The 25,679-nt window shown below is 63.8% G+C and carries 24 protein-coding genes and 1 pseudogene; 11 read left to right on the top strand and 14 right to left on the bottom strand.

What is annotated here, in order from left to right; translation table 11 throughout:
* Positions 1 to 502: 502 nt before the first annotated feature.
* From GTW58_RS11390 to GTW58_RS11375, 4 genes are all read left to right on the top strand, one after another.
* Positions 503 to 1,198, top strand: a complete 696-nt coding sequence (locus GTW58_RS11390; protein WP_119933582.1) for an alpha-ketoglutarate-dependent dioxygenase AlkB family protein — start codon at positions 503 to 505, stop codon at positions 1,196 to 1,198.
* Positions 1,199 to 1,354: 156 nt separating this feature from the next.
* Entirely contained in the window at positions 1,355 to 1,978 is a 624-nt protein-coding gene (locus GTW58_RS11385) for a flavin reductase family protein (RefSeq protein ID WP_047691373.1), read from the top strand.
* A 251-nt stretch (positions 1,979 to 2,229) separates the two neighbouring features.
* Positions 2,230 to 2,760, top strand: a complete 531-nt coding sequence (locus GTW58_RS11380) for a flavin reductase family protein (protein WP_231559454.1) — start codon at positions 2,230 to 2,232, stop codon at positions 2,758 to 2,760.
* 179 nt (positions 2,761 to 2,939) lie between these two features.
* Positions 2,940 to 3,488 (top strand): YceI family protein, encoded by a 549-nt coding sequence (locus tag GTW58_RS11375; RefSeq protein ID WP_047691359.1) that lies wholly within the window; start codon positions 2,940 to 2,942, stop codon positions 3,486 to 3,488.
* Positions 3,489 to 3,514: 26 nt separating this feature from the next.
* On the opposite strand, the gene GTW58_RS11370 is transcribed toward GTW58_RS11375, so the two are convergent.
* Positions 3,515 to 3,703, bottom strand: a complete 189-nt coding sequence (locus GTW58_RS11370) for a hypothetical protein (RefSeq protein ID WP_157980561.1) — start codon at positions 3,701 to 3,703, stop codon at positions 3,515 to 3,517.
* Complete coding sequence (locus tag GTW58_RS11365) at positions 3,700 to 4,152, bottom strand: cell division protein CrgA (RefSeq protein WP_231559455.1); 453 nt, start codon at positions 4,150 to 4,152, stop codon at positions 3,700 to 3,702. Before GTW58_RS11365 ends, GTW58_RS11370 begins: the two co-directional genes overlap by 4 nt.
* 177 nt (positions 4,153 to 4,329) lie before the next feature.
* On the opposite strand from GTW58_RS11365, the gene GTW58_RS11360 reads away from it, so the two are divergent.
* Positions 4,330 to 4,968 (top strand): anthranilate synthase component II, encoded by a 639-nt coding sequence (locus GTW58_RS11360; RefSeq protein WP_047691365.1) that lies wholly within the window; start codon positions 4,330 to 4,332, stop codon positions 4,966 to 4,968.
* A 157-nt stretch (positions 4,969 to 5,125) separates the two neighbouring features.
* On the opposite strand, the gene pknB is transcribed toward GTW58_RS11360, so the two are convergent.
* From pknB to GTW58_RS11315, 9 genes and pseudogenes are all read right to left on the bottom strand, one after another.
* A complete protein-coding gene (pknB, locus tag GTW58_RS11355; protein WP_119933581.1) occupies positions 5,126 to 7,450 on the bottom strand; it encodes a Stk1 family PASTA domain-containing Ser/Thr kinase in 2,325 nt (774 codons plus the stop codon).
* A 2-nt stretch (positions 7,451 to 7,452) separates the two neighbouring features.
* Positions 7,453 to 9,447 carry a protein kinase domain-containing protein gene (locus GTW58_RS11350; RefSeq protein ID WP_119933580.1) on the bottom strand — a complete coding sequence of 665 codons (1,995 nt, stop codon included), beginning with the start codon at positions 9,445 to 9,447 and terminating at the stop codon, positions 7,453 to 7,455.
* Entirely contained in the window at positions 9,444 to 10,883 is a 1,440-nt protein-coding gene (locus tag GTW58_RS11345; protein WP_047691206.1) for a peptidoglycan D,D-transpeptidase FtsI family protein, read from the bottom strand. Before GTW58_RS11345 ends, GTW58_RS11350 begins: the two co-directional genes overlap by 4 nt.
* Positions 10,880 to 12,427 (bottom strand): FtsW/RodA/SpoVE family cell cycle protein, encoded by a 1,548-nt coding sequence (locus tag GTW58_RS11340; RefSeq protein ID WP_052209663.1) that lies wholly within the window; start codon positions 12,425 to 12,427, stop codon positions 10,880 to 10,882. Before GTW58_RS11340 ends, GTW58_RS11345 begins: the two co-directional genes overlap by 4 nt.
* Entirely contained in the window at positions 12,427 to 14,037 is a 1,611-nt protein-coding gene (locus GTW58_RS11335; protein WP_119933579.1) for a PP2C family protein-serine/threonine phosphatase, read from the bottom strand. The genes GTW58_RS11340 and GTW58_RS11335 overlap by 1 nt, the downstream gene beginning before the upstream one ends.
* Before the next feature lie 3 nt (positions 14,038 to 14,040).
* A complete protein-coding gene (locus tag GTW58_RS11330; RefSeq protein ID WP_047691202.1) occupies positions 14,041 to 14,526 on the bottom strand; it encodes an FHA domain-containing protein FhaB/FipA in 486 nt (161 codons plus the stop codon).
* On the bottom strand, positions 14,527 to 15,354 hold the full coding sequence (locus tag GTW58_RS11325) for an FHA domain-containing protein (RefSeq protein WP_119933578.1): 828 nt from the start codon (positions 15,352 to 15,354) through the stop codon (positions 14,527 to 14,529). It abuts the gene before it with no gap.
* Between the two features lie 197 nt (positions 15,355 to 15,551).
* Positions 15,552 to 16,757, bottom strand: a pseudogene (serA, locus tag GTW58_RS11320) (phosphoglycerate dehydrogenase); the annotation flags it as partial.
* A gap of 24 nt (positions 16,758 to 16,781) precedes the next feature.
* Positions 16,782 to 17,612 (bottom strand): hypothetical protein, encoded by an 831-nt coding sequence (locus tag GTW58_RS11315; RefSeq protein WP_119933577.1) that lies wholly within the window; start codon positions 17,610 to 17,612, stop codon positions 16,782 to 16,784.
* Between the two features lie 32 nt (positions 17,613 to 17,644).
* Here GTW58_RS11315 and GTW58_RS11310 point away from each other — a divergent pair, with 32 nt between their 5' ends.
* A complete protein-coding gene (locus GTW58_RS11310; protein WP_119933576.1) occupies positions 17,645 to 18,820 on the top strand; it encodes a methyltransferase domain-containing protein in 1,176 nt (391 codons plus the stop codon).
* A gap of 35 nt (positions 18,821 to 18,855) precedes the next feature.
* Here the strand turns inward: GTW58_RS11310 and GTW58_RS11305 are convergent, their stop codons facing one another.
* Positions 18,856 to 19,539: a hypothetical protein gene (locus GTW58_RS11305; protein WP_198673452.1), complete on the bottom strand. Its 684-nt coding sequence runs from the start codon at positions 19,537 to 19,539 to the stop codon at positions 18,856 to 18,858.
* 553 nt (positions 19,540 to 20,092) lie between these two features.
* A complete protein-coding gene (locus tag GTW58_RS11300) occupies positions 20,093 to 20,968 on the bottom strand; it encodes a VOC family protein (RefSeq protein WP_119933574.1) in 876 nt (291 codons plus the stop codon).
* An 86-nt stretch (positions 20,969 to 21,054) separates the two neighbouring features.
* On the opposite strand from GTW58_RS11300, the gene GTW58_RS11295 reads away from it, so the two are divergent.
* Complete coding sequence (locus GTW58_RS11295; protein WP_119933573.1) at positions 21,055 to 21,549, top strand: MarR family winged helix-turn-helix transcriptional regulator; 495 nt, start codon at positions 21,055 to 21,057, stop codon at positions 21,547 to 21,549.
* 726 nt (positions 21,550 to 22,275) lie between these two features.
* Here the strand turns inward: GTW58_RS11295 and GTW58_RS11290 are convergent.
* A complete protein-coding gene (locus GTW58_RS11290; protein ID WP_157980559.1) occupies positions 22,276 to 23,094 on the bottom strand; it encodes a TrmB family transcriptional regulator in 819 nt (272 codons plus the stop codon).
* Between the two features lie 365 nt (positions 23,095 to 23,459).
* Between GTW58_RS11290 and GTW58_RS11285 the strand changes: the two genes are divergently transcribed.
* Genes GTW58_RS11285 through GTW58_RS11270 form a run of 4 tightly spaced genes read left to right on the top strand, consistent with a single transcriptional unit; the run spans position 23,460 to position 25,589 of the window.
* The gene (locus tag GTW58_RS11285) at positions 23,460 to 23,783 is read left to right on the top strand and encodes a Dabb family protein (protein ID WP_157980558.1); all 324 of its coding nucleotides are present in this window, start codon (positions 23,460 to 23,462) and stop codon (positions 23,781 to 23,783) included.
* Positions 23,780 to 24,688: a DMT family transporter gene (locus GTW58_RS11280; protein ID WP_119933570.1), complete on the top strand. Its 909-nt coding sequence runs from the start codon at positions 23,780 to 23,782 to the stop codon at positions 24,686 to 24,688. The genes GTW58_RS11285 and GTW58_RS11280 overlap by 4 nt, the downstream gene beginning before the upstream one ends.
* Positions 24,689 to 24,738: 50 nt before the next feature.
* Positions 24,739 to 25,167: a DUF2000 domain-containing protein gene (locus GTW58_RS11275; protein ID WP_157980557.1), complete on the top strand. Its 429-nt coding sequence runs from the start codon at positions 24,739 to 24,741 to the stop codon at positions 25,165 to 25,167.
* A 2-nt stretch (positions 25,168 to 25,169) separates the two neighbouring features.
* A complete protein-coding gene (locus tag GTW58_RS11270) occupies positions 25,170 to 25,589 on the top strand; it encodes a phenylacetate--CoA ligase family protein (protein ID WP_119933568.1) in 420 nt (139 codons plus the stop codon).
* Positions 25,590 to 25,679: the final 90 nt, after the last annotated feature.

Genomic DNA, 25,679 nt, shown 5'->3' with positions numbered 1-25,679 from the left:
TACAGCGCTGATGGTACTGCACTCGTGAGGGTGTGGGAGAGTAAGTCACCGCCGCATTAACACCACAAACACAAGAGAAGGGCCTCGAACCGTCGTGTTCGGGGCCCTTTTCTCATACCCAAATATTGTTGTGCGCCAGTGTTGCCCCTGCGGGGTGGTCATGGGTGCTGGGTGTGCTGGTGCTGGGTTGTGGAGTGCCCCCTGAGCCCAGTGCCCCCTGTGCCCTGTGCCCTGTGCCGTGTGGTGGTGTGGTTGTGTTGCGGGGTGGGTGGTGCTGGGTGTGCTGGTTGAGTGGTCGGTTTCCTGGCCCATCAGCGCTGATGGGCCAGGAAATCGACCACTGAACAGAGACCAACCAGGCAAGCGACCACTCAGCGTGGGTTGGACAATGATTGTGATGTCTGAGGCAAGCAGTAGGCTCAAACGCAAGCCATGGGACGGCAAATGAGCCGGGGCACCATGGCGGGATACCTACTGAAAACTGCCGTGACGGGGTGATCTGATGCGCCGACCCAGTGTGCTGCGCGGTCCAGGCGGGCCAGAGTTGTTCACCATCGACCGGACGCGCCAGGACGTGGCGCCGGGCGCGGTTCATGTTCCTGACTGGCTGGCCCTTTCTGAGCAGATGGACCTTGTACGCCTGTGCCGGCTGTGGGTGAGCGGGCCGCGGCCCCTCAAGCACCGGACACTGCCAGGGGGCGGCACCATGTCTGCCCAGTCCATGGTCATGGGGGACTACTGGACTCAGTCGTGGTTCGGGGAGAGCAACACCTTGAATCCCCAGGGTTCCACGTTGCCGTCAGTGCTGCTGGAACTGGGTGCGCGAGCCATACGTGAGGCCTACGGCGCACAGGCACCTGAAGTGCGGAGCTTTGTGCCGACCACCGCTCTGATCAACTTTTACAGTCACGATGCCCGTATGGGCATGCACCAAGACTTGGATGAGACCGGGGATGACCCCATAGTGTCCATCTCCCTGGGCGACACCTGCGTTTTTCGCCTGGGCAATACAGAAACCCGGTCCCGCCCGTATCAAGACGTAGAGCTGCGCAGTGGTGACCTGTTTGTTTTCGGCAGGGAGTCTCGCTGGGCATTTCACGGGGTGCCTGCAATCCGCTCCGGAACCGGCGATCCCCAACTCGGAATGCGTGACGGCGGCCGCCTGAACATCACCCTGAGACGGACACGGCAGGCGTGACTGCAACGATCGGGCGGTGGAGAACATTGTGGGACACAGGGCCTGTTCGGTGTTCGTACCAGCAGTGGAACAAGTGCCGGCAGTGGCAGCACCAGCAGCGTCAGCGGCACAAGCACGGAACTCGGCGATGAGCTCCGGTGGAACGGGGTGATCGTCATGGCATCTGAACAATCGGCCAAGGCCGTGAATGTTGTTGAAGGCACTGAGGCTTTTGTGGAGTCATACCGGCTCCTGGCGCAGGAGCTGGCCTCTGGCGTGGCAGTGGTGGCGGTCAGGCACAGAAACCGTGACCACGCGGTGACTGTGACGGGCTGGTTGGATGTCTCTTGGGATCCGCCCACCATGGCCGTGAGCCTTTTTGAGGAGGGACGCATCTGCGAAGCCGTGGAAGGAGCAGGCACCTGGACCCTGTCTGTGCTGAACCGTGACCAGGAATCCATTGCTTCTTGGTTGGCCTCACCGGGAAACCCTGTGGACGGGTTGCTCTCCAACGTGCCCCACGAACGTGTGGGGAAGGACGGTCCGGTGGTCATCTCCAACTGCTTGGCATGGTTCCATGTCCGGACGGATCAGATTCACAGCGTGGCAACCCATCAGTTGGTGGTGGGACGTGTGACTGCCATGGGTGGACCGGCGTCGTCGTCGCGGGGAGGCGCGGCGCGGCAAGGACAGGCGAGCGTGGCCCAAGGCCAGTCGAGTGGGGCCCCGAGCCAGACGAGTGTGGCCTCCAGCGGTGAACCGCTGATCCATTGGGCCCGTGGTTTCCACGGTTTGGGGTGATTCGGCCGGGGATGGACTGTGGGCGTCGTCGTGTGAACTGCCGGTTCGACACAACCCGGCCGGGATTGTCAGACTGGAGAAAACTGTCCGAATTCAGATGCGGCGGGGCACGAACGCTTGTTGAATCTGAGCGAGCCGTGCTGCCCGTGTGGTGCGTGCTGAAAGTGGGAATGATGAGCGCACCGAATCAATCAGCCGGCTCTCCCGGGGCTGTTGCATCAGAGCAGGCGGGACCGGTTGCAGACTATGTAGTGCCGTCCGGGGACCTTGGTGAAGTGGGTGTGCAGAAGGCTGACTTCAGCGCAGTCTTTGGGGATCATCCTGCGGGAATTGCCGTGATCACGGCCAAGGGGCCGGACGGGCCGGTGGGGCTGACAGTTTCCTCCGTGTCCTCCGTTTCAGCCGTGCCGCCCATCATTGGGTTCTCCCTACAAGCCAGAAGTGGTTCTGCCTTGTTGGTGGCTCAGGCGGACTCCTTGTTGGTGCATCTTCTGGATGCGCCGAACATCGGCTTGGCGCAGGCTTTTGCCACCCACGGGGCTCCGCGGTTCGGGGACGCCATGGACTGGGAGTGGCTGCCCACCGGTGAACCGTTGCTGAAGGGGGTGGGTCGTGTGATGCGGGTGCATCCTCTGGCTCGCATCCAGGCCGGCCCGGCTCTGGTGTTCAACGCAGGTGTGGTGGAAATCTTGGGGACCGAACCCAACGGTGCTCCCATGGTCTACCACCGGCGGCAGTTCCACAGCCTTTCATCCAGGTCCGTGGTGGACTACCAGATCTGAGCATGACCAGCCACGCTGCCGCTGCACCAGGGTGCTGGCGGCGAGGCTCAGTGCAGTCAGCACCAGCAAGTGGCCAGCCTCACATCACGAAACTTCACAATTAGTTGACGTGTCACCTACGGAGTCCTAATGTTGGTGACACATCAACTAATTGAAGGTTTCGCGAGGAGGAACTCATCATGACCACGTTCGATCGCCTTGTCCCCGGTACCTGGAACTTTGACGCCGCCCACTCCAAGGTTGGCTTCACCGTCCGCCACGCAGGCATCTCCAAGGTTCACGGCACCTTTGATCAGGCAGAGGCCGTCCTGAACGTTGCCGAGCAGGTCAACCAGTCCCGCATCGAAGCAACCATTCAGACCGCCTCCGTGAACACCGCCAACGCTGACCGTGATGCTCACGTGCGCGGCGAGGACTTCTTTGACGTGGAGAAGTTCCCCACCATGACCTTCACCTCCACCAGCTTCGACCTGGGTGACGGCGAAGGCACCATCACCGGTGAGCTGACCATCAAGGGCATCACCAAGACCGTGGAACTGGACACTGAGTTCAACGGTGTTGTGGTGGATGCCTTTGGTATGACCCGCGCGGGTTTTGAGGCTCAGACCACCATCTCCCGCAAGGAGTTCGGTCTGACCTGGAATGCTGCCATCGAGGCAGGCGGCGTGCTGGTCTCCGACAAGGTGGTCATCACCCTGGACGCTGCTTTTGTGGCACCCCAGGCGTGAATCACGCCTGACCCGGATCTGGTGGCTCACACCAAACGAGTGAGCCACCAGATCAACGGGATCACAATCAGCAGGACCAGAGCCAGGCGGCGCAAGCGAACCTCCGTGACAGCGGGGCTCAGCTTGGACCGACCTGGCTTTTTGGTGTGCGCGTGATCCTTGGCGATTTCATCCTTGAGGGGATCCGGACGATGGGGATCAGCGCCGGTGCTCAACGCCACCTCGTGGTCATGATCAGACCAATCATCATCAGACCCACACCGATCCCCACGTTGCCGTAGCCGATGGCAGGAATGGGCCACGAGTAGTCCATCAAGTACCACACGATCAGCCACAGCAGGCCGATCACAATCAGCCCGAACATGATGATCTTGTACCAGGTGGCAGTCTGGTCCGCATGCGGTGCGGTACTGCGCACACTGCGGGTGATCTCATCAGCCACGCCTTCAGCGGTGTCCTCACGCGAGTCGGCGGGGGAGTCGTCTTCCACGTTGCCCACGGCCTTCTTGCCATTGGCCCGCTGGGAACGCTCCCACTCCTTGCGGCGGCGTTCGGGCAGGGCCTCAATGGCCAGGCGGGTGAGTTCGTCGTCGACCGCTGTGGAAGGTGCCGGGTCCTCAACCACGGTGCGCTTGCGGGTGATGCGCTTCTTGGGCTCGGTCACTCGGGGAATTCCTCCTGCAGGCGGGTGGTCGCCGTTTCCTGCCACCCCGGTGGGTATCTGCAGCTGAACGACGACGACGGCACCCTCCATCATAGCGTCACAGCACTTGGGCGCTGGTGCCCCAACGGCAGTAGGCTGGACGGGATTGAATCACCGCAGTACGCCCGGGAGGCAGATGTGACCGTCAAGGTCCTGGTTGTGGACAACTACGACAGCTTTGTCTACACACTGGTTGGTTATCTGGAGGAGCTGGGTGCCCAGACCACGGTGATCCGTAATGACCAGGTGGATGCAGACACCGCCCGTGGCATGGCAGATGATCACCACGGCGTGCTGTTGTCCCCGGGCCCGGGAACCCCTGCAGAATCCGGTGTCTGCAGGCCTTTGATCCGGTTCGCGGAAGAGACCCTGAAGCCCTTGTTGGGTGTGTGCCTGGGGCACCAGACTCTGGCGGAAATCTACGGCGGAACCGTGGCCCACGCCGTGCAGCTCATGCACGGGAAGACCTCTGAGGTCCTGCACCACGACGGTGGGCTGTTCCAGGGTGTGCCGTCCCCGTTCATTGCCACCCGCTACCACTCCTTGAGCGTGGTGCCGCGCACCGTGCCGGAGTGCCTGGAGGTCACCGCCATGACCGCTGACGGTGTGGTCATGGGGCTCACCCACCGCAATGCACCCCTGCACGGTGTGCAGTTCCACCCGGAGTCAGTGCTCACCCAAGGCGGTTACCGCATGCTCGGCAACTGGTTGGAGATCTGTGGCCTGGAAGGGGCAGCGGAGGCCTCCGCTGAGCTCTCACCCCTGATCACCAACTGAGCAGGTCACCTGTTGAACGGGCCATCCATTGATCCGGTGACCATCTGATCCGGTCACGATCTGATCTGCAGACTGGCTCAACGTGAAAGGTGTGGGGGCCGACGATCGTGTGATGGTCGGCCCCCACACCTTTGACGTGACGGCTCGTGGACCGGGGTCAGCTGGCGGTGTCCGCGGTGCTCTCTGCCGAGGAACCGTTACCGGTGCCTGAGCCGTTGGATGACCCGCCATTGGTGAGCGCATCAACCGTGGAGGCTGCGGCCTCGGCGGTGCTGTTGGTGGCCGCATTCGCGGTCGACCCGTTGCCGTTGCTCGCATTCGATGCGTTGCCGTTGCTGCCGTTCTGGGAACCACTGCTGGTGCGCGTGGGCTGGCTTGTGGGCTCAGGAGCCTGAGTGGGTTCCGGCTCCTGTGTGGGCTCGTCGGCCGGTTCCTCCGTGGGCTCCTGGGTGGGCTCGTCAGACTCTTCCTGGGTGGGTTCGTCACTGGCCTCGTCGGTGGGCGACGGCGACGGCGACGGGCTGCTGCCACCACCCGGGCTCGGGGCCGGCGCGGGAGCCTGCCGGGGGGCGGTGGCCACCGTGATGGTGATGGTGGTGCCCTGGTTCACATCCGTGCCACCCGGGGTGGACTGCCGCAGCACGGTACCCGCCGGTGATGAGGACGTGGCCTCCGTGGCCACCTCAACGGGAAGCTGGACGTCACCGCCCTCAATGGCAGCCACGGCGTTGTCACGGGACATTCCCACGACGTCGGGGACAGTCACCTGACCAGTGGACAACAACAGTTCAAGATCGCTGTCCCGGTCCACCTCCGAACCACCTTCAGGATCGGTGCCCACGACCAGACCGCGTGCGATCGAGGGGTGGTTCACGCTGCGGGTCCCAGAGACGTTCAGCCCCGCGTTGCCCACCATTTCCCGGGCATAAACCTCGGACTGGCCCGCCAGGTCATCCGGAACCGTGACCTTGTCCGAACCCTCAGAAACCGTGAGCGTCACCGTGGAACCGGAATCCACTTCTGATCCTTCACCGGGATCGGAGGAGATGACCGTGTCCTCATCCACCTGGTTGCTGCTCTCCCGGGTGATCTCCGTGACCAACCCCAGATCCTCAAGTTCGGCTTCGGCATCCTCCTGGGACATGCCCACCACGTCCGGGACGGTGACCTGGTCCGGTCCACGCAGCAACATGGTGGCAGCAGCAATGCCACCGCCGATCAACAACAGTAGGAGCAGCGGCAACAACCACAGGCGCGTACGGCGTCGTCGGTCTTCCGCGTCACGGTCATTCTGGCTGCGGGCACCCACGGGGGCGTCGTCGTCACCTCCCGGGGGAGCGAACAGCGAACCGTGGCTTTGTGTTGAGGTGGCGCCCGTGGCCGAGCCCGCACCGGCTTGGCCGGCTACAGAAGCGCCAGCACCCGAAGCTGAGGTGGCACTGCCCCCCGCGGGACCGGCAGCCGCAACATCAGCTCCCGCAGCCCCGGCCCCTGCAGCCCCGGCCCCTGCAACACCTGCAGCTGCCGTGGAGATGGGGAACACCGGGGCAGTGGAGCGCGTGGCGTCGTCGTCCTGGCCGTCCTCCGAAAGCACGGGGGCGGCAATGATGGTGGTGGCATCCACGTCCGCGTGCTCGCGCAGAGGCTCAAGTGCCTCCTGCATCTCCTGTGCGGACTGGAAGCGGTCGTCGCGGGCCTTGGCCAGGCCCTTGGCCATGAAACCGTCGAACACCGAGTGCAACCGGGGTGCCAGCTCGGACGGCGCCGGAGGGGCGTCGCGCACGTGCTGGGCCGCGATGTCCACGGAAGCTTCACCCACGAACGGGGCGCGTCCGGTGAGCATCTCAAAAAACACGCAGGCCGCGGAGTAGAGATCGGAACGCACGTCAACGTTCTCCCCACGGGCCTGTTCCGGGGAGAGGTACTGGGCGGTGCCCAGCACCGCCTGAGTCTGTGTCAGGGCGGCCTGGGTGTCCTCCACGGCGCGGGCGATGCCGAAGTCCATGACCTTGACCCGGCCATCCGGGGTGATCACCACGTTGGCCGGTTTGATGTCCCGGTGAATGATCCCGGAACGGTGGCTGTAGGCCAGTGCGTCCAGGATCCCCAGCATGGCGTCCACGGACTCGCGGGCAGAGAGCTCACCAGCACGGATGAGTTCACGCAGCGTCCGACCGGGCACGTACTCCATCACGATGTAGGGGCATGCCACATCCGTTGGCTGCTGTGGAGCGATCTCACCGGTGTCGTAGACGGAGGTGATGGTGTGATGGTTCAGGCCGGCAACGGCCTCCGCCTCACGTTGGAAACGTTCTTGGAAGGATTCGTCCCGCGCCAGCTCAGGTTTGAGCACCTTGATGGCGACCTTGCGCCCCAGGCGCTGGTCCGTTGCCACGTACACCGTGGCCATACCGCCGCGGCCGATGGTTTCACCGACTTCATAGCGGTTGTTGATCACTGAGGGGACAGGTGACTGAGCCATGGTCAGCCTTCCGTGGTGAGAGCACCGCCCGCAGCAGACGTGGGGGCGTCTGCCGGGGCTGCAAGGTTCGTCTGATCGGTGGTGGACCCACCGGTGGGGTCGGCAGCCGTCTGCGTGGGCGTGGGGCTGGCGGTAGGAGTTGAGTTCTGGTTGGAAGTGTTGCCGCTGGAAGTGGTCTGGGTGGGGTTGGGGGAAGCACTGGGCACCACGTCCAGGTCAATGGTGGAACCCACCTCCACATCGGAGCCTTCCTCCGGTGTGGAACCCGTGACGGTGCCGGGGTCCTCCGAGGAGTTTTCGTCGTAGTAGACGTCAATGTTGACCCCCAACGGAGTGACGTCGTCGATCACCGACTCCAACTGACGGCCCACCATGTCATCGGGAAGAGTCACGGTGTCCGGTCCGGTGGAGTGCGTGACCGTGACGGTTTTCCCGCTGTTCACCGTACCGGTTGGGGAGACATCAGTGACCTGATTGGCGGGGGTGTCCTGGTTGGATTCACCCACCACCTGGACATCCAGGCCCAGGTTGTTCAGTTCGGTGACCACGGTGTCCACGTCGCGGCCGATGTAGTCCTCAGCGTTGATGGTCACGGAGGTGGGACCATCCGTGGTGGTGGACTCAGCGGTTGCGGTGGAGACCGTGCCACGAGGAGACGGGGTGGAGTTCTCCCCGAAGTTCTGCAGGGCCAGGAAGATCACTGCAGCCACCAGCGCGGCAATCACCAGGCCCACCAGAACCACGGGCCACAATTTCCGCCCCGAGGCACCGGTTGAACTTGCGCCGCTTTCACGGTGGTCTCCGGAGCCGGCTGCCGACGGCGAGTCCGACGGTGTCCAGGTGCTGGGGACGGGGGACTGCGTGACGGGCGCACCAGCTGCTGCCTGGGAGGCAGAATTGCCGAAGTCCTGCTCGTGGGCGATCGCCATCTCCGCGGTGGAGGCGCTCGGTTCAGCGTGCTTTGGCGCTCCGGCGGCAACACCAGCGCTGGCAGCAGCACCAGCACCGGCAGCACCCGATCCTGCGGCACCGGTGCCTGCCCCACCGAGTGCTGCGGAACCGGTGACCCGGGTGGAGATCCGGGTGTCGTCGTCACGCGTGTTCAGTGCCTCAGTAGGGGCGTCATCCAGGTCCAGGTACTCACGCATGCCCGGAACAGCGGCTGCAGCAGCGGCCAGGTCACCACGTCGGATCGAGTCCACGGCACCGGCAAGGGCCCCGGCAGTGGAGGGCCGGCCAGCCGGGTCCTTGGCCAACATGGACATGATCAATGCGCGTGCGGCGTCGGGTACGGACTGCGGCAGGGCCGGTGGGGGATCGTTGACCTGGGCCAGGGCGATCGCGATCTGGGATTCACCGGTGAACGGGCGCCGTCCTGCAAGGCACTCGTAGCCGATGATGCCCAAGGAGTAGATGTCTGAGGATCCCGTTGCGGTCTGACCCGTGGCTTGTTCCGGGGCCAGGTACTGGGCGGTGCCCATCACCTGACCGGTTGCCGTCAGAGGAACTTGATCCGCCACACGCGCGATCCCGAAGTCCGTGACCTTGACCCGCTTCTCCGGGGTGATCATCAAGTTTCCGGGTTTGACGTCACGGTGGACCAAACCCTGAGCGTGTGCTGCGGCCAGGGCACGGGCCGTCTGGCCGATGTAGTTCAGGACGTCGTCCACCGGTAGGGTCCGGTCACGGTCGATGATGTTGGACAGCGGCTCACCGGGAACCAGTTCCATGACCAGGTAGGCGGAGCCGTCGTCCTCGCCGTAGTCGTAGACGTTGGCCACACCGGGGTGGTTGAGCAGGGCCGTGTGACGTGCCTCCGCGCGGAAGCGCTGCAGGAAGGTGGGATCCCCTGTGTACTCCTCCTTGAGGATCTTCACGGCAACCGTGCGGCCCAGGACCTTGTCCTTGGCCTTCCAGACCTCCCCCATGCCACCAATGGCAATGCGTTCGGTCAGCGCATAGCGGCCACCCAGGACCGTTTTGGAGGGGGGCCTCATCGGTTCAACACCGCCTCAAAGATCTGCTGGGCATTGGATGTGGCATCCGAGGTCTGACCGGCCGGAATGTCGTCGTAGACCACGGCAATGGCGATCTGCGGATTGTCCGCCGGGGCAAAGCCCGTGAACCACGAGGAACTGGTGCCGCTGCTGCCGATCTCCGCCGTGCCGGTCTTACCGGCCACGGAGTACCCGGGAACTTGTGCCCCACGGGCAATGCCGTCGTCCACGGAGCTGACCATCAGGTCCGTCACCGTGTTGGCCACGTCTGCGGAGGTGGAACGCTGCATCTGCTGCGCGCGGAACGAATCGATCACGGACAGATCAGAGGAGCGGACCTCTTGGATCAACTGGGGGCGCATCAGGACGCCGTCGTTGGCGATTGCGGAAGAAATCATGGCCACCTGCAGGGGCGTGGAGCGGACGTCGTACTGTCCGATGGCGGACATGGCCAGGCTGGCGTCGTCCAGGTCGGTGGGGAAGCTGGACGGCGTGACGGCCAGCGGGATGCTGAGCTCCTGGCCGTAGCCAAAGTTCTCAGCGGTTTCACTGATGCGGTCCTGCCCCAGATCCATGGCGATCTGTGCAAACGGCGTGTTGCACGAGTTGGCCAGGGCGAACTCCAGGTCTGCCTGCGTGCGGGATGCACAGGTGCCGCCCACGTAGTTGGGCAGGGTGGTGGAGGTGTTGGGCAGTTCCAGATCCTGCGGGTTGGGGATGATGGTGTCCGTGGTGTACTCACCGGACTCCAGGGCCGCAACGGTGTCAATGATCTTGAACGTGGAGCCGGGAGAATAGAGGCTTCCGGCGATGGCGCGATTGCTCATGGGCTGGTTTGGATCTGCGTTGAGCCGCTGGCTGGCCTCGATCACCCCGGCCGAATCATGGGAAGCCAGGGCATTGGGATCAAAGGACGGGGAGGATGCCATGGCCAGCACCCGACCGGTTGAAGGCTCCAGCGCCACAATGGAACCCTTGCGGCCGTCCAGCAGGTTGTAGGCCAGGTCCTGGAGCTCGGGGTCCACGGTCATCTCCACGGAAGCCCCGGAGGGCTGATTCCCGGAGAGAGTGGCCATGAAGCGGTCATAGAACTGGCTGTCCGAGTCCCCGGAGAGCTGCTCGCCCATGGCGTTCTCCAGTCCGGTGGCGCCGTGGATGGGGGAGAAGTATCCGGTCAACGGGGCATAGGCCGCCCCGTCCGTGTACTCACGCTGGTAGGCGTAATCGCCATCGGTGGGCACAGAGCGGGCAACTTCCTGGCCGCCGGCCAGGATGGGGCCGCGGTCCTTTCCGAACTGCTGGTACAGGGTCCGTGTGTTCCAGGGGTCTGCGGCCAGGGAACGCTGCTGGAAGAACATGATGGAGGTCAGCGCCAGCAACAGCACAGCAAAAATGGCGACTGCGGCGATCCACATGTGTCGAATGGCGCGGTTCATGACTGTGCCTCCGATGACTTCGATTCAGCCGTTGCCTTCCGGGCCTCGGCCGCTTGCTGACGTTGACGACGCCGCTCGGCCCGTTCCGCTCGTTCGGTTTCGTGCAGTTCGGCCCGCTCTTGTTCTTCCCGCTCGTGGGCCTCGAACTCCGCTATGTCCTCAGCACTGGCCGGGCCGGTGACCACCGGGCGGCGGGCGGAGTGGGAGATGGCAAGCAGCAGTGCGGCCACGATCCAGTTGGACAGCAGTGAGGAACCACCAGCGGACATGAACGGGGTGGTCAGACCGGTCAGAGGAATCACACGGGTCACGCCGCCGATCACCACGAACAGCTGGATGACCATGATGGAGGCCAGCCCACCGGCCAGCAGCTTGCCGAATCCGTCCGGGGTGCCCAGTGCTGCCCGGAAGCCACGGGAGATCAGCAGGAAGAACATCAGCAGGATGGCGCTGAGACCGATCAGCCCCAGTTCCTCTCCAAAGGCCGTGATGATCATGTCCGAGTTGGAGTAGGAGACCAGATCCGGGCGACCCTGCCCAAGGCCTTGACCGAACAGTCCGCCGGAGGCCATGCCGAAAATACCTTGCACGATCTGGCGGGAGCCGCCCACGGGGGCGTCGTAAATGGCCGGATCAAAGGCGTGCCACCAGGCATCCAGGCGAGCAGCCACGTGACCGAAGGTCTGGGAGGCCACAACGCCACCGGCTGCCACGAACAACAGACCCAACACGATCCAGCTCAGCCTTCCGGTGGCCAGGTAGATCATGGCCACGAACAGCCCGAAGAACAGGATGGCGGTGCCCAGGTCCCGTTGGAAGACCAGCACGCCGATCGACACCAACCAAGCGGCGAACATGGGCGCCAGATCCCGGAAGCGGGGGAGCCGGACGGGACCCACCTTGGGGCCGGCCAACAGGATGACGTCCCGGTTGGTGGAGAGGTAACCGGCAAAGAAGATGGCCAGCGTGATCTTGGCGATCTCACCGGGCTGGAACGTGCGCGCGCCGATGGAGATCCAGATCCTGGCACCGTTGATCTCCGTGCCCAGACCAGGCAACAAGGGCAGCACCAGCAGCAGCGCGGAAACCACCAGGGAGATGTACGTGAACTGCCGCAGACGCCGGTGATCCCGCAGGAACAACAGCACCAGCGCAGCGGCCGTGATGCCGATGGCCGTCCACAGCACCTGGTTGGTCCCTGCCGATGAATCCATGAGCAGATCGATGCGGTGGATCATGGCGATGCCCAGACCGTTCAAGGTCACCACGATCGGCAGGATGTAGGGGTCGGCATAGCGTGCCCGGAACCACAGCACCAGGTGGAGCAGCAGCGAACCACCGATCAACACAGCGGCGGACCGGTAGACGTGGGCTGGTTCAGAGGATGCCTGTTCCGGGTCCACCAGGATGTTGGCACCGATTCCGATGGTCCACGCCACCACCAGCAGCAGGAGCTCGGTCAGGCGGCGTCGTCGTTGCACCGGAGCGGAAGAAGCGCTGGAACCGGCTGTGGGCGCTGTGGGGGCAGCAGCGGGAGTGGTCATCACTGATCACCCTCTTGTGGCGGTGCAGCAGGTGCGGTACCTGCATCTGCGCCGTCCGTGGGTGCTGCCGCCGTGGGGAAACTGACCGTGCCTGAACCCGACGGGCTGGGGGATGCCGTGGCCTCCGGGCTCTGATCTGCCGTGGCTTCATCAGCGCGCAGCCCGTCCACGATGCTCTGGGCGTGCTCCAGACTGTTGGCCGGGATGGTGTTCTCCACGCGCGAGCGTGAGTAGGGCGAGAGCTCATCCACTTGGATCTCCGAGGTGTCTTCCACCTGGGAGAGTTGAACGGGGCCCAAGCTTTGGGAAACACCGTTGTAAATGGCCACACGACCTTCAGAAACGCCCACGTAATAGCGTTCCTGGACCCAGGAACTGGCACTGAGGGCAGCAACGGCCAGACCTGCCACCAGCAACAACGCCACCGCAAGGGCAATCCACCGGCCGGTACGCCGTTTGTGCCCAGCACCCAGTGCCTGATCCACCTCGGAGATGTCTGCCAGCTGATCCGTGGCGTTGGTGCGCAGCAATGTGGCGCGGCGGGCAATGGCGGAATCACTGACCGTGGGAATCCGGCCGGTCTGGGTGGCGTTGGCTGCAGCGCCCACCAGGATGTGCGGATGCAGCTCAAGGTTTTGACGCAGCGCAGCAGCTGAAGACGGCCCAACCGGCTCCTGTGGTGCCTGAGTGTTGGGATCAGCCTCCGTGGAGGCGTCTGTGGAGGCTGTCGCAGCCCCGGCGCCAGGCTGTGCCCACGGAAGATCCGCAGCCGCGGGCTCGGCCGTCGGTGGGTTGGCGTCCCGATCCGAGATCTGATCGGAGGTCAGGGCGTCCTCCGGGTCCGGGAGAGCACCACTGAGCGGAACACCCAGGGCCTCCACGTCAGCGGCATCCACCACTTCCAGGACCACCACGGTCACATTGTCCGGCGCACCGCGCTGAAGGGTGACGTCCACCAGGGCCTGGGCGATCACGTCCAATTCGGAATCGGCACTGAGCAGACGCTGGATCATCTCAGGGCGGACCACGGCATTGAGCCCGTCCGAGCACAGCAGCCAGCGCTCGCCGGGGGCCGTGGGAATCAGCTCCGACTCAATCTCCGGGGAAGCATCAACATCCCCCAGCACGCGTATGAGCACGTTGCGGTGGGGGTGGGTTTCGGCTTCCTCCGGGCGCAGGCGACCTTCATCAATCAGGCGCTGCACAAAGGTGTGGTCGGTGGTGATCTGCTCCAGCTCACCACCGCGCAACCGGTAGGCCCGGGAGTCACCGATGTGACACAGGGAGATGTTCTCCTGATCGATGATCAGTGAGGTCACCGTGGTGCCCATGCCCCCCAAACGCGGATGCTGTTTGACCAGATCAGCCAAGTTCTGATTGGCGTTCTGGATCTCATCCGCAAGCACCGTGGTGGCATCGCCGTCGTACCCGTCCCGGTCCAGGTGGGTCAGGTCGATCACCGCGGAGGCGGAGGCGACGTCGCCGCCCACGTGACCGCCCATGCCATCAGCCACCACGGCAAGGTGATGCCCGGAGTAGGCGGAGTCATCGTTCTTGGAACGGACCCGGCCAACATCAGAGCGGGCGGCGAATCGGAAAACCAAGGCCATGTATCAGGACCTCAGTTCCATCACGGATTTGCCCACCCGGAAGGGTTGGCCGACCTCCAAGGCCACGGCGCGGGTCAGGCGCTGTTCATTCACGTACGTGCCGTTGGTGGAGCCCAGGTCTTCCAGGAACCAGCGGGAGCCTTGCGGAAACAGACGCGCGTGGCGTCCGGAGGCGTAGTCGTCCTCCAAAGGCACCGTGGATTCAGGCGAGCGGCCCATCAGCACGGGGGCAGCACCCAACTGGTAGGTGCGTCCGCTGGTGGGACCTTGCAGCACCACCAGACTCTGCGGCAGTTGGCGCGGCGGCTGCGGGGCAGCGGCAGCCTGCTGAGGTGCCTGGGGCGCAGCAGCCCCACTGCCTCCACCCTTGTTGCGACGACGACGGTCAACCGCCAGGTCACGCCCCTGAGACATCACGATGGCAACAATGAACACCCACAGCAGTGCCAGGAATCCGTAGCGCAGGAGGGTCACGGTCAATTCAGACATTCAGTGGTTCCTCCTTGGGGCCACCAGTCGGAAGATGATCCGGCTGCGGCCCATGGTGATCACGGAACCGTTGACCAATTCCGCCCGGCCCTGCAGACGTTCCCCGTCCACGTGCGAGCCGTTGGTGGAGCCCAGGTCTACGGCGATCCAGTGATCCCCCATGTGCCGGATCTCCAGGTGACGGCGGGAAACGCCGGTGTCAGAAATGGTCACATCAGCGTCAGCGGAGCGTCCCAGCACCACGGAATCGGCTTCAACAGCCAGGCGCCGACCGTTGATCTCCAACACCGGCACCCAGTGCTGCGGAGTGGATTCCGGGTATCCCCAGTCGTCATCGGGCTGGCTGTACTGGTCACCGTAGGCCGGGGCGTTGGTGTGGGCGCCATGTCCCCCATGAGGACCATCGGCCACGCCGTGATGCGGCCCGCGGACACCGGCTTCCACGCCGTGAGCTTCCATGCGCGCCGCCGAGGAGGTGATCACGAACTGGCCGCGTTCCACCTCCGGGTTGCGGGTGAAGGAGACTCGCACCGCACCCTGCAACGTGTAGGTCTGGGACCGGGCGTGGCGGATGACCACCTCACACAGTTCCTCCGCCAGAGGCTGGCCCCACTCCTGGGCCTGCGGGAAGTCGTCGTCGGAGAACTCCACCACAAAAACATTGGGCGCCATGGTGCGCCCGGCGGAGATGGTGAACGAGTGCTCATCAAGTTCACGGCGCAGGGCGCTGGCGATCTCAACGGCTTCAATCCGCTTGCGGGAGCCGGTGGAGAAGGCAGTGCGCACGGCGCGTTCGATCCCGCGTTCCAAGTTGTCCAGGAAACCCACGTGCCCTCCTTCCAATCGGCGTTGCGATCCACGAGTCATTCCAGGCGAAGGCACGGGATGCTTGAAAAACCGGGGGCCGCGCGTTCGCCTTGGAGCAACTGACCAAGTCTGTGGTCAGGGTTTGCTCCAAGGATAGTAGACGCACGGCCCCCGGCCTTCTCTGGGAGTCAGCGCAAAAACTGCTCCACAGTGATTTCTCAGAGATTGCCGATGGTTGCCAACCGCATGGTGGCGGGCAAGGCCAGGATTTCCTCCACCACGGTGGAATTCACACCGGAGGAGCAGTCGGTGACCATGTAACCGGTGGGTCCCTCCGTGACCAGCTGCTGGCCGTCAACGTTCACTCCGTGCTCGGAAAGCACCGAGTTCACGGCGGTCAGAACGCCCGGGACGTTCTCATGAACGTGCAACAGTCGGACGCCTGCGCGCACCGGCTGCAACTGCACCTGCGGGAAGTTCACGGACAGGGCGGTGGAACCCTGCTCCACGTAGTCCAGCATCTTGGAGGCCACAAAATGACCGATGTTTTCCTGAGCCTCCGCGGTGGAACCACCGATGTGTGGGGTGAGAATCACATTCGGCAAACCCTGCAGCGGTGACTCGAACGGATCGCCGGAGGCCTTGGGCTCCTCCGGGTAGACGTCAATACCGGCGCCGGCAATGTGCCCGGAGACCAGGGCGTCCTTGAGTGCGTCAATGTCCACCACGTGCCCGCGGGAGAGGTTCAGGAACAAGGTGCGGGGACGCATCTTCTCGAACTCGGCGCGCCCGATCAGCCCCGCGTTGGAGAGCCGTCCGTCAACGTGGAGGGAGATGGTCTCCGACTTCTCGAACAACTCATCCATGGACGAGCACTTCTTGGCATTGCCCATGGGCAGCTCGTCACGGACGTCATAGAAATAGACCTGCATGCCCAGGGACTCGGCCAGCACGGAGAGCTGCTTGCCGATGTTGCCGTAGCCGATCAGGCCCAGCGTGCGCCCGCGGACCTCATGGGCGCCCTTGGCGGACTTGTCCCAGTTGCCGGAGTGCATGGCGGCGTTCTTGTCCGTGAGGTGACGGGCCATGCTGATGATTTCCCCAATGGCCAGTTCCACCACGGACCGGGTGTTGGAGTAGGGGGCGTTGAAGCACGGGGTGGCGAACTCGGCTGCAGCCACCAGATCGATCTGATTGGTGCCGATGCAGAACGCACCCACGGCCATCAGATCCGGGCGGGCCTCAAACACCGCTCGACTGACTGTGGTCTTGGAGCGGATGCCCAGCAGGTCAACACCCTCCAGGGCTTCGATCAGCTCGGCTTCGTCCAGGGCCCCCTTCCTGGTTTCGACCTCCACGCCGTGACGGCGCAGGATCTCTTCGGCATCGGTGTGGATGTTTTCCAGGAGAAGTGCTTTCACGGTGTTCGAGTCTAATCCTGATCCATTTCAGTCACGAAGATCGATGCCGAACACCCGCTTCACTGCCGTCACAACGTGACGACCGTAACGCTGACCCGACGGTGTGGAGGCGTACGGGAGGAACCGGCGGGGGTGATCCGGGTGCGTGATCTTCCCGTGCGTGGGCCCTGAGGTCACGACGACGAACCCCGCTGCGCGCAATCTCTTGAGCAACTCCGCCTGATTGGTGGGGTATCTGGTGCCGCGTCCACCCGAGGCGGAACGGCCGGATCCGGGCTCCTCCGGCAAAGGGCTGTCCGGGCGACGCGCCAGGGCCCAACCGGCGCGGTAGATGCCCATGATCTGACCGTCTGTGCGGCGGATCTGCACACACAAATCCCCACGCAGGAAGTAGTCGGTGCGGCCAAGGTCCGCCGACCATGAATCCTCCGGATCCTCCACACACTGTTGGAGATCCTCCAGCGTGGCCTCCCATGCGCCCACCACGGGCACGTTGGCCTCCGGCGCGCTCAGCTTCAAGGTCTCTCCGGTGGGGACGGGGGTCCCGGAAACGACGGAGTACAAGGTGTTCTGGGTGCCCCATGCCCGGGCAGAGTTCTGCTCCAGGGCGGCGGTGATCCTGGCGGCCAGGTCCTCGCGTTGCCTGGTGGTCAGTGGTTTGGGCACGGAGGGGGCGTCGTCGTTGACGGCCGGGGAGTCGGCCGGGGTGCTCGCCGTGGAGCGGCGGGCGTGGTTGCGGGCAGCGGTTGCGTAGTCCACGGGTTTGACGGTCAACGCGGGATCGCGGCGTCCGGCCATGGTGGCAGGGGTGGGTGCGGCAGGCCTGCCCGTGGGCGGATTCGGGTCTGCTGTGGGCATGGGCCAACTCCTCTCCCGGTAGGCTCGAGTGCGTGCAGTGCGACTATCACAACCGGGGTCTGTGCCACTCGTGCACGCTGATCGATCAACCCTACGCGCTGCAGCTGGCCACCAAAGCCGCAGGTGTGCGGGAGGTCCTGAGTCAGGCCGGGTCAGACACGGGTGCGCTGCAATGGCTGGAACCCGTGGCAAGTGCTGAATCCGGGTTCCGTAACAAGGCCAAGATGGTGGTCGCCGGGAGCGTTCAGGAGCCCACGTTGGGGATCCTTGACCCCCGCGGCCGTGGTGTTGATCTGCGTGCCTGCCCGCTCTACCTGGAGGTGGTGGGTCAAGCTCTGGAGCAGGTGGCCCGGTTCAGTGCGGAACTGCGCCTGCTGCCGTACAACGTGACCAAGGCTCGCGGTGAACTCAAGCACGTGCTGCTCACGGTCTCCGCCGGCAGTGAGTTGATGTTGCGCTTTGTTCTCCGATCCCAGCGCCAAGTGCAACGCATTCGGGAGAACCTCCCGACCCTGCAGGCAGCACTGCCCTCCTTGTCGGTGGTTTCCGTCAACCTCCAACGCGAACACAAGGCTGTGTTGGAAGGCCCGGAGGAACTGGTGCTGACCGAGCAGGACAGCTTGCTCATGCAGGTCAACCACGTGCCGCTGAGGTTGCGCTCGCGGTCCTTCTTCCAGACCAACACGGAGGTTGCCGCCGCCCTCTACCGGCGCGCGGCGGACTGGGCCGAGCAGATCAACCCGTCACGGGTGCTGGACCTCTACTGCGGGGTGGGCGGATTCGCACTGCACATGGTGGGGCCCTCCCGGTCCGTACTGGGCGTGGAGGTTTCTGCGGAAGCCGTGCGCGGGGCCCGGGAGGCTGTCGCCCACATGGGGCTGGGGCCAGAATCCGTGCAGTTCCACGCCGGGGATGCCACAGCCTGGCAGCAACAGTTGGGTTCTGCATCCTCGCCTGGGGCGTACGACGACGGCGGGGCGGCGGATCTCGTCGTCGTGAATCCACCCCGGCGGGGCCTGGGTGCTGAGCTGGCACACCGTCTGGATGAGTGTGCGGCCCAGGACCTGATCTACTCGAGCTGCAACGCGCGTTCCCTGGCGCGCGATCTGGCCAACATGCCCTCCTGGCGGCCCGTGGAGGGGCAGGTGCTGGACATGTTCCCGCACACCACCCACTACGAGGTTGCGCTACTCCTGCAGCGCGGGTGAGGCAGCCCCTGCGCCCGCATGAGGTGTGGTGGGCTTCAGCGTCGTTCCAGCGGTGGCACGTGCAGCGGGCCGCCGGATGCGAACTCCCGCAACCGCTGGGTGGCAGTGATGACGTAAGCCGCTTCCAGATTGCTGAAGTGCGGGTTCTCCACCAAGGTCATGGTGTAGAGCTGGTCATCCCGGAACGGGGCCAACATGCCGCGCAGGGACGACTGGATGTCCGGGCGCTGCAACAACACCCAGGTGCTGCGGTGCACGCGCTGGATCACACGAACCCCGCCCACCATCTCCACAAAGGGATCGTTGCCGGAAATACCGGCCGAGGCTGACAACCGGCCCTCATCAATTCTGGTCAGAACACCCACGCACAGCAGCATCTCCACCGTCACGCGGTTACCGCTGATCAACGCCTCTTGAAGGACTTCATCAATCTGCGGGCCCGGGGTGCGTGACTTCAACACCGGCGGCAGCAGCTTGGGCAACTTGCGCTTGGGGGCCCGGGGATCGGGTATTCCCGGGAGCTCGTAGCGCAACACGTAGGAGCCGGGAACGGTGGGATACAGGGTGCAGTCCACGGGGCTGGTCTCCCCATGCAGCACGTCTGCGCTGACACCGGCCACCAGCAGCACGTTGGAAATGGTGGCGGCGGCTTCAAAGGCCTCACGGACCAGCTCATCAAAGATCACACGGGGCTGGCGGTGCACGGTGCGGTACTCCACGAGCACTGAATCGAACGCGCGGATACCTGGGGGCGGAGGGGGGACGGAGAGGCCGGGCACAACAGAATCCTGATCACAGCTAATGGGAGCGGCCACGGCAGAGGCGAGTGGACAACTTTAGTGTCGCGTCAATCATTGGCCGTCCCAGGCCCATGAGCGTCATTGAGTATGACTACACAACTGACTACAGGGAGGGGGTGTGTTGTGGCTTCTGGGGGTTCGGTGGTCGCTCCGTTCCTCCGCTGCTTCCCGCTTGTCCGCTGAGCAGTGACTTGTGACGCTGGTGGGCCGCCTCTCCTGCGCCGAACGGTGACTTGTGCCGCCCAAAAGTCCCCGTCCCCCGCTGAGAAGTGCTTTGTGCCGCCCATGGGTGCCCGTCCGCCGCTGAGAAGTGCTTTGTGCCGCCCATCAGTGCTGATGGACGGCACAAAGCACTTCTCGACGATGGGCGGCGGAGCAAGTCGCTGCTCGGTGGGTGACTCCATCCTGAACATGGTTCTGGCCGCTCTCGTAGAAGGTTTTGCGGCCAAAAAGCGTGTTTGGAATGTTGAGGTCAGCCCTTGACCGAGACCTCGACTCGGTTGAGCCAGGGGTCCTGGAACGCCAGGGTGGCGCCGTCGTCGTGGGTGGTGACTCCGTGGTGGGTGAGACGTTCGGTGAGTTCGCCGATGTCGTCGGTGCCGGGAAGCTCCAGGCGCACGGTGCCCAGGCCGAGGGATTTGGGACGGGGGCCGGCGCCGCGGCTGTTCCACGTGTTCATGGCCATGTGGTGGTGGTAACCGCCCGCGCTGACAAACAGGGCCTGCGTGCCCATGGTGGCGGTGGTTTCAAAGCCGAGCTGGTCCACGTAGAAGCGCTTGGCCTTGGCGATGTCACCCACCTGCAGGTGAACGTGACCCACGGTGGCGCTGCGCTGATGCGCCTGGTCAACAGCGGTTTCCGTGAGGTGTTCCCGCATGAAGGCGTTGGGGTCCAGCAACAGGGAGTCCATCTCCACACGGCCGTGGACCCAGCTCCATTCAGTACGGTCCCGGTCCCAATACAGCTCCACGCCGTTGCCCTCCGGATCGGAGAAGTAGAAGGCCTGGCTGACCAGGTGATCCGCACTGCCGGTGAAGGTCCCGGGGTAACGGCTGGCCACGCTGTAGATGGCGGCGGCAAGATCGGCCTGGGTTTCAAACAGGATGGCCGTGTGGAACAAGCCCGCCTGGTTGTGGGACACCCGTTGCAGCTCCCGGGCGAGTTCCAGGATGACCAGCGCCTGATTGTTGCGGCCCATGACAACGCGCAGCGGAGTCTCAGAGAGCACGTTCAGGGTGATGGCGTTCCGGTAGTAGTCCGTCATCTTCTGCAGATCCCCAACCAGTAGTGTCACGGCACCCATGGAGGTGTCGGCGGCCAGGAGGTCGGTGCGGGTGGCGGTGGTCATGGCGGGAACCTCCGTTAGATAGTTGTTGCTTTAACTAAAACACTAGGCCGCTATACTTGTAGCGTCAACCAATGTGAGGGTTTGTGATGAGCGATACGCCGTGGCTCGACGACGACGAACTGGCCACCTGGGTGCGCCTTGTTGCCCTGGTGGAACTGCTGCCGGGCGTCCTGGACACCCAGCTGCGTGAAGACTCCGGGCTGATGCACTTTGAGTACTACACGTTGGCCATGCTCTCCGAAGCCCCCGACCGGACCTTGCGCATGACCGCGCTGGCCCACCAGACCAACGCCACCTTGCCCAGGCTTTCCCACGTGGTTCGCCGTATGGAGGAGCGCGGGCTGGTGAAACGCGCGCCAGCGCCGGATGACCGTCGCGCCACCGTGGCGCAGCTGACGGACGCGGGTTGGTCGGTGGTTCAGGATGCGGCGCGGGGCCACGTGGGTACGGTTCGCTCGCGGGTCCTGGACGCCCTCAGCCCGGAGCAAGTGGGGCAGTTGCGCCAGATCACCGAGGCCATCCTGCCCAGGTTGGACCCGAGTGGGTCCATGGCCGGGACCTACACGCGCTACGACCGCTGACCGGTTCCCCGCTGGCGTCCTGCCAGCGCCACGTGCGCGGCTGGTGACGGACGGACGGACGGACTGCTCGCGGACGCAAATGGCCAGTTCCAGTACGCAAAAAGCCAGGAGAACCGAGAAACGGTGGTCAAACGCGTACCGAGGTGGTCAGCGGAGGCGCAGTCGACACGGATTGAGGTGCAGCTGGGGCCTCCGGCACCCAGCGGAAATGACTGAAGGCCCCGGTCTTCACCGGGGCCTTCATCTTGTGGGTGTTCCACGAAACTCGCTGACCAGGGCAAACGCCGGTGCTCCAGCCAACGCGTGTACACGGGTGGTGAAGATTTTGTACACCTGCTTGACTGCTGGGGATGGAGTGGTCTCTGGCGTCGTGCTGAGTCGCATGGGCTGGCCCGATGACATCGCCGCCATCATTGCGTGCGTAGCCTCCGAACATGGTCGATGGGCCACCGGCCAGGTCCTCGATGCCACTGGCGGCAGCAGTTTGTAGATCAGCCTGCCTAACCTGTTGCTAGTCGTGACGCTGTCGTTGGTTCGAGCGGCCCCGCTACACTCTGCTTTACAGGGAGCTGCGGGGGATCGTGTCATTCGAGGAACTCACGGGGGCATGATCCGGTTCTCGTTCAGGAAGTTTGGAGTCAAACCCGCGCACTTCATACTACGGGTGATTGGGGCCGTGACGACCTCGTGGGTGTTTCCCGATCGGGCATCAGCTTGTCGGCCTTCTTATGCGAGAGGTCCGTACTTCGCTCTCAGTGTCGCCAGGGCAGGGCCGAAGGTCTCCTCCAGGATGTCGCCATGTGCATTGAGCATCTCCAACTTATAGAGATCATGACGCACGAGCTCGGTGATCGGCACGACCAGCCCGGTATGCCTGGTCCAGGCGGCTCGGGATTCAGCGCCGCCGGACACACTTCCAGCCACGACCTCACGGTCATCGGCTGAGACTACCAACCAGCGGCTGCCGAGTCCGTGGGTGACCTCGTCAGTTCCCGGATGCGGAAAGACTGTGGCAAATGGAAAATCGACAGTGCCATATGCGACGACGATGATCGTGACTCCACGACTGGCCGCGTCCTCAAGACCCTCATACAAGCGATCGGCTTCGGCTTCCCAGATCTCGCACAGGATCCGAGTTGATGCGCGACTGATGACGTCCTGAGCACGCAGGAGGATGTCGCCGCGCCCCTGCAGATCCCAGATGACGCTGTCGCTCTCGTCTCGAGCTCCGAAATTGCGAAGGACTTCATCAGCGCGAGAAAGCGATTCCTCCGTCTGTCGACGCTGAACCTTCAGGAATTCTTCTGGGGCCGTAGGCGCAAACTTCTGCGGCTTTCCATTCGAGACTCGTGCTGCCCCTCTGGTTACGAGGGAATCGAGAACCTCATAGATTCGAGCGCGTGCCACTCCTGATCGCTTGGCGACCCCATACCCAGTGGCGGGGGCCTCATCGAGAAGCGCTAAGTACGCCTTAGATTCCCACTCTGTGAGCCCGATTGCGCGTAGTGCTTGGATCTCGGTATCGCCGAACACCGGCTGGCTCACGTTGCTCTCCTCGTTTGCATGATTGACCACCATTTCAGGCGAGCGCGCGTAATCATCGGAGCTCGCACTTCGCAATCGATCATTGGGCGTTTCAGGCGCGGCAGGCAGGGGGGTGCAACGCCTGGCGCCTCGCAGCCTGCGGGCAAGGTTCCCAGTGGAACTGCGCGCAGCTCCACATGATATGGCACATCCGGATCCCGTTCGATAGGTGGTCAGGACACGGAGCCCGTCTTTCTCCGCAGCCGATTGGCAGAGGTCCGAATGCCGTGTACATTTCGAGACACGCTACGTAGTCACCTAGGTGGTTACGTAGCGCTCGGCACGCGTGGGACGTACGCCGCCTCCGACGACTGAAGGGAGGTACATTGAGCGGGAGCCAACTGACGCACGTCGTTGCGTTCACATTGAATTCGGACGTCTCCCGCGACGATCCCCGGGCTCAAGTAGCTGCCGCGATCACCGGCGGCCACCCGGCAACCATCCCGGAGATCGCCACTTGGGTGTGCGGGTGGGACACCAGCCGCAGGCCTGACTCTGCCGACTTCCTCGTCGTGAGCACGTTCGACACTGCTGGTGATTACGACATCTTCCAGGTTCATCCCGATCACCAGCGGGGCAAGAACGCGTGGAAGCAGATCGCGACGTGGACCGTGGCCGACATTCTCCCAGGCGTTAGCGAACGACCATGAGACGCGACTCGACACTGCTCCATATCGGCGCCGTGGCGGGTGCCGCTCTCTTATGGAGCACCTCGTTTGCGGTGACGAAGGTCGTGCTTCCCTACGTGGGAGAGCTGACACTCGGCGCGATCAGGTTCCTGGCTGCCGCAATACTGCTGATCATCATCTGCCTTCTCGTCCGGGCACGCCTGCGCGCGCCTTGGCGAGCCCACGCGGCCGTCGCAGGCGCGGGACTGGTCGGCATCACGATCTACTTTGCCCTCGAGAACTATGGGGTCGCCCTGGCAACAGCCACTGATGCCGTCCTGATCGTGGCTTCCTATCCTGTTATGACGATGCTCGCCGAAGCCATCTCCCATCGCCGCAGGCCGGCCCCGATCAACGTCGTCGGAGCCCTCGTCGCGTTCGCCGGCGTCGTGCTCGTTACCATCGACGAGCCCGCCCAGGAAACACCCCACCGTCCTTGGGGGGTCCTCTTCCTCTTCCTCGGCGGAGTCGCGTGGACCGCCTACAACATGATCTCGACCCGGAAGCCGGTAAACGTATCGCCGAGCCAACGTCTCGGCGTGCTTCCCACGACGGGCTTGCAGAACCTCTGGGGAGGTATCGGCTTCTGCCTGCTCGTGCCCCTCCTGCCCGAGGGGGCGACCACCAACCTCAACGCGCACGCGATCTGGCTGATCGCCTACCTCGCCGTCGGCTGTTCCGCCCTGGCGTTTCTCCTCTATACGTTCGGCCTCACGGCGCTGAAACCAAGCCAGGCCGTAGCGGTCCTCAACCTCGTGCCCGTGTTCGGAGTCGTATGGGCGGTCGTGATCGCCGGAGAAGAGATCACCGTACTCAAGACAGTCGGCGCGATCACCGTCATCATCGGTGTCGCCATGAATGCACGAAGCTCCCCGACCCGTACGTGAAAGCAGCGACCCCAGATCAGCACTCCTCCATCCCGAAAGGACTTCCAGCCATGAGCGCCGAGCAACAGAAAACCGTCATCGTCGTCGACCGTCATCTCCCCACGGGACTGGCTGTCAACGCCGCGTCGATCGTCGCGGCAATGATCACCACCGCGTTTCCCGCACTCATGGGGCCGCCGGTGAAAACGGCTGACTCTGAGCTGCCCGGGGTCGTCTTAGCCCCGCTACCGGTTCTGGCCGGCGATGAAAGCCTGCTCGGGTCCGCCTGGAGCCGCGCCGATCAGGCAAATTCCGGAATTGACGTCTTCCCCTTCACCCGACTGGCCCAGGGATGCAAGACCTACGACGAGTACATCTCCAAGCTGAGCTCGACGAGCACGCACGACCTCGAACTCGCTGCGATCGGTCTCTGCGGCCCCAAGAAGGCGATCAATTCCCTTACCGGCGACTTGCCGCTCTATCCCGCGAAGGAGAAATAAAGATGATTCCTCTCGGAAACGCAGACCTGTGGGAGGCTGCAAACGAATTCGCCGCCGCCCAGAAACTCCAATGGTCCGGTGAAATGAGTGCGGAAGCGTTGGATGCATGGCAGGCCACAAATTTGCAACAAACCATCGAGTACTGCCAGGACAAGTCACCGTTCTACCAGCGCCACCTCGCGGGCCTAAAGGCAACCTCGCCCATCGATGCTCTACCGTTCACAGTCAAGGATGATCTCCGACAGCACCTCGACGACGTCGCAAGCCTGAGCCTTGACCACGCATGGGTCTACTACGAGACCACTGGCACCACAGGCGTCTCCACTCCGTGCCCGCGCACGGCCGAGGATTCCATCCGCACCGGAGTCGCGCTCTGCGAAGGCTATCGCGACCTCTTGAACGGCCATGGCGAACGGGACTGATGCACGAGTAGGTGTCTCATTGACCTGACCTATGGCTCGGTTTCCAGTTGACGTCGCTAGTCGATGGTCTTCATGGAAGGCTCTTCGCAT

Origin of the sequence: Kocuria subflava, from assembly GCF_012163155.1 — a bacterium.
Classification (GTDB): domain Bacteria; phylum Actinomycetota; class Actinomycetes; order Actinomycetales; family Micrococcaceae; genus Kocuria; species Kocuria subflava.
Note: the sequence above shows the minus strand (reverse complement) of the source record. Positions and strands in the feature narration are given on the sequence as shown.

Bases quoted from the DNA above. Each gene is read 5' to 3' on its own strand.
- GTW58_RS11340 (WP_052209663.1), bottom strand. From the start codon at position 12,427: ATGACCACTCCCGCTGCTGCCCCCACAGCGCCCACAGCCGGTTCCAGC.
- GTW58_RS11345 (WP_047691206.1), bottom strand. From the start codon at position 10,883: ATGAACCGCGCCATTCGACACATGTGGATCGCCGCAGTCGCCATTTTT.
- GTW58_RS11300 (WP_119933574.1), bottom strand. From the start codon at position 20,968: ATGACCACCGCCACCCGCACCGACCTCCTGGCCGCCGACACCTCCATG.
- GTW58_RS11375 (WP_047691359.1), top strand. From the start codon at position 2,940: ATGACCACGTTCGATCGCCTTGTCCCCGGTACCTGGAACTTTGACGCC.
- GTW58_RS11385 (WP_047691373.1), top strand. From the start codon at position 1,355: ATGGCATCTGAACAATCGGCCAAGGCCGTGAATGTTGTTGAAGGCACT.
- GTW58_RS11350 (WP_119933580.1), bottom strand. From the start codon at position 9,447: ATGAGGCCCCCCTCCAAAACGGTCCTGGGTGGCCGCTATGCGCTGACC.
- GTW58_RS11330 (WP_047691202.1), bottom strand. From the start codon at position 14,526: ATGTCTGAATTGACCGTGACCCTCCTGCGCTACGGATTCCTGGCACTG.
- pknB (WP_119933581.1), bottom strand. From the start codon at position 7,450: ATGGCTCAGTCACCTGTCCCCTCAGTGATCAACAACCGCTATGAAGTC.
- GTW58_RS11390 (WP_119933582.1), top strand. From the start codon at position 503: ATGCGCCGACCCAGTGTGCTGCGCGGTCCAGGCGGGCCAGAGTTGTTC.
- GTW58_RS11275 (WP_157980557.1), top strand. From the start codon at position 24,739: ATGAGCGCCGAGCAACAGAAAACCGTCATCGTCGTCGACCGTCATCTC.
- GTW58_RS11270 (WP_119933568.1), top strand. From the start codon at position 25,170: ATGATTCCTCTCGGAAACGCAGACCTGTGGGAGGCTGCAAACGAATTC.
- GTW58_RS11335 (WP_119933579.1), bottom strand. From the start codon at position 14,037: ATGGCCTTGGTTTTCCGATTCGCCGCCCGCTCTGATGTTGGCCGGGTC.
- GTW58_RS11280 (WP_119933570.1), top strand. From the start codon at position 23,780: ATGAGACGCGACTCGACACTGCTCCATATCGGCGCCGTGGCGGGTGCC.
- GTW58_RS11295 (WP_119933573.1), top strand. From the start codon at position 21,055: ATGAGCGATACGCCGTGGCTCGACGACGACGAACTGGCCACCTGGGTG.
- GTW58_RS11315 (WP_119933577.1), bottom strand. From the start codon at position 17,612: ATGCCCACAGCAGACCCGAATCCGCCCACGGGCAGGCCTGCCGCACCC.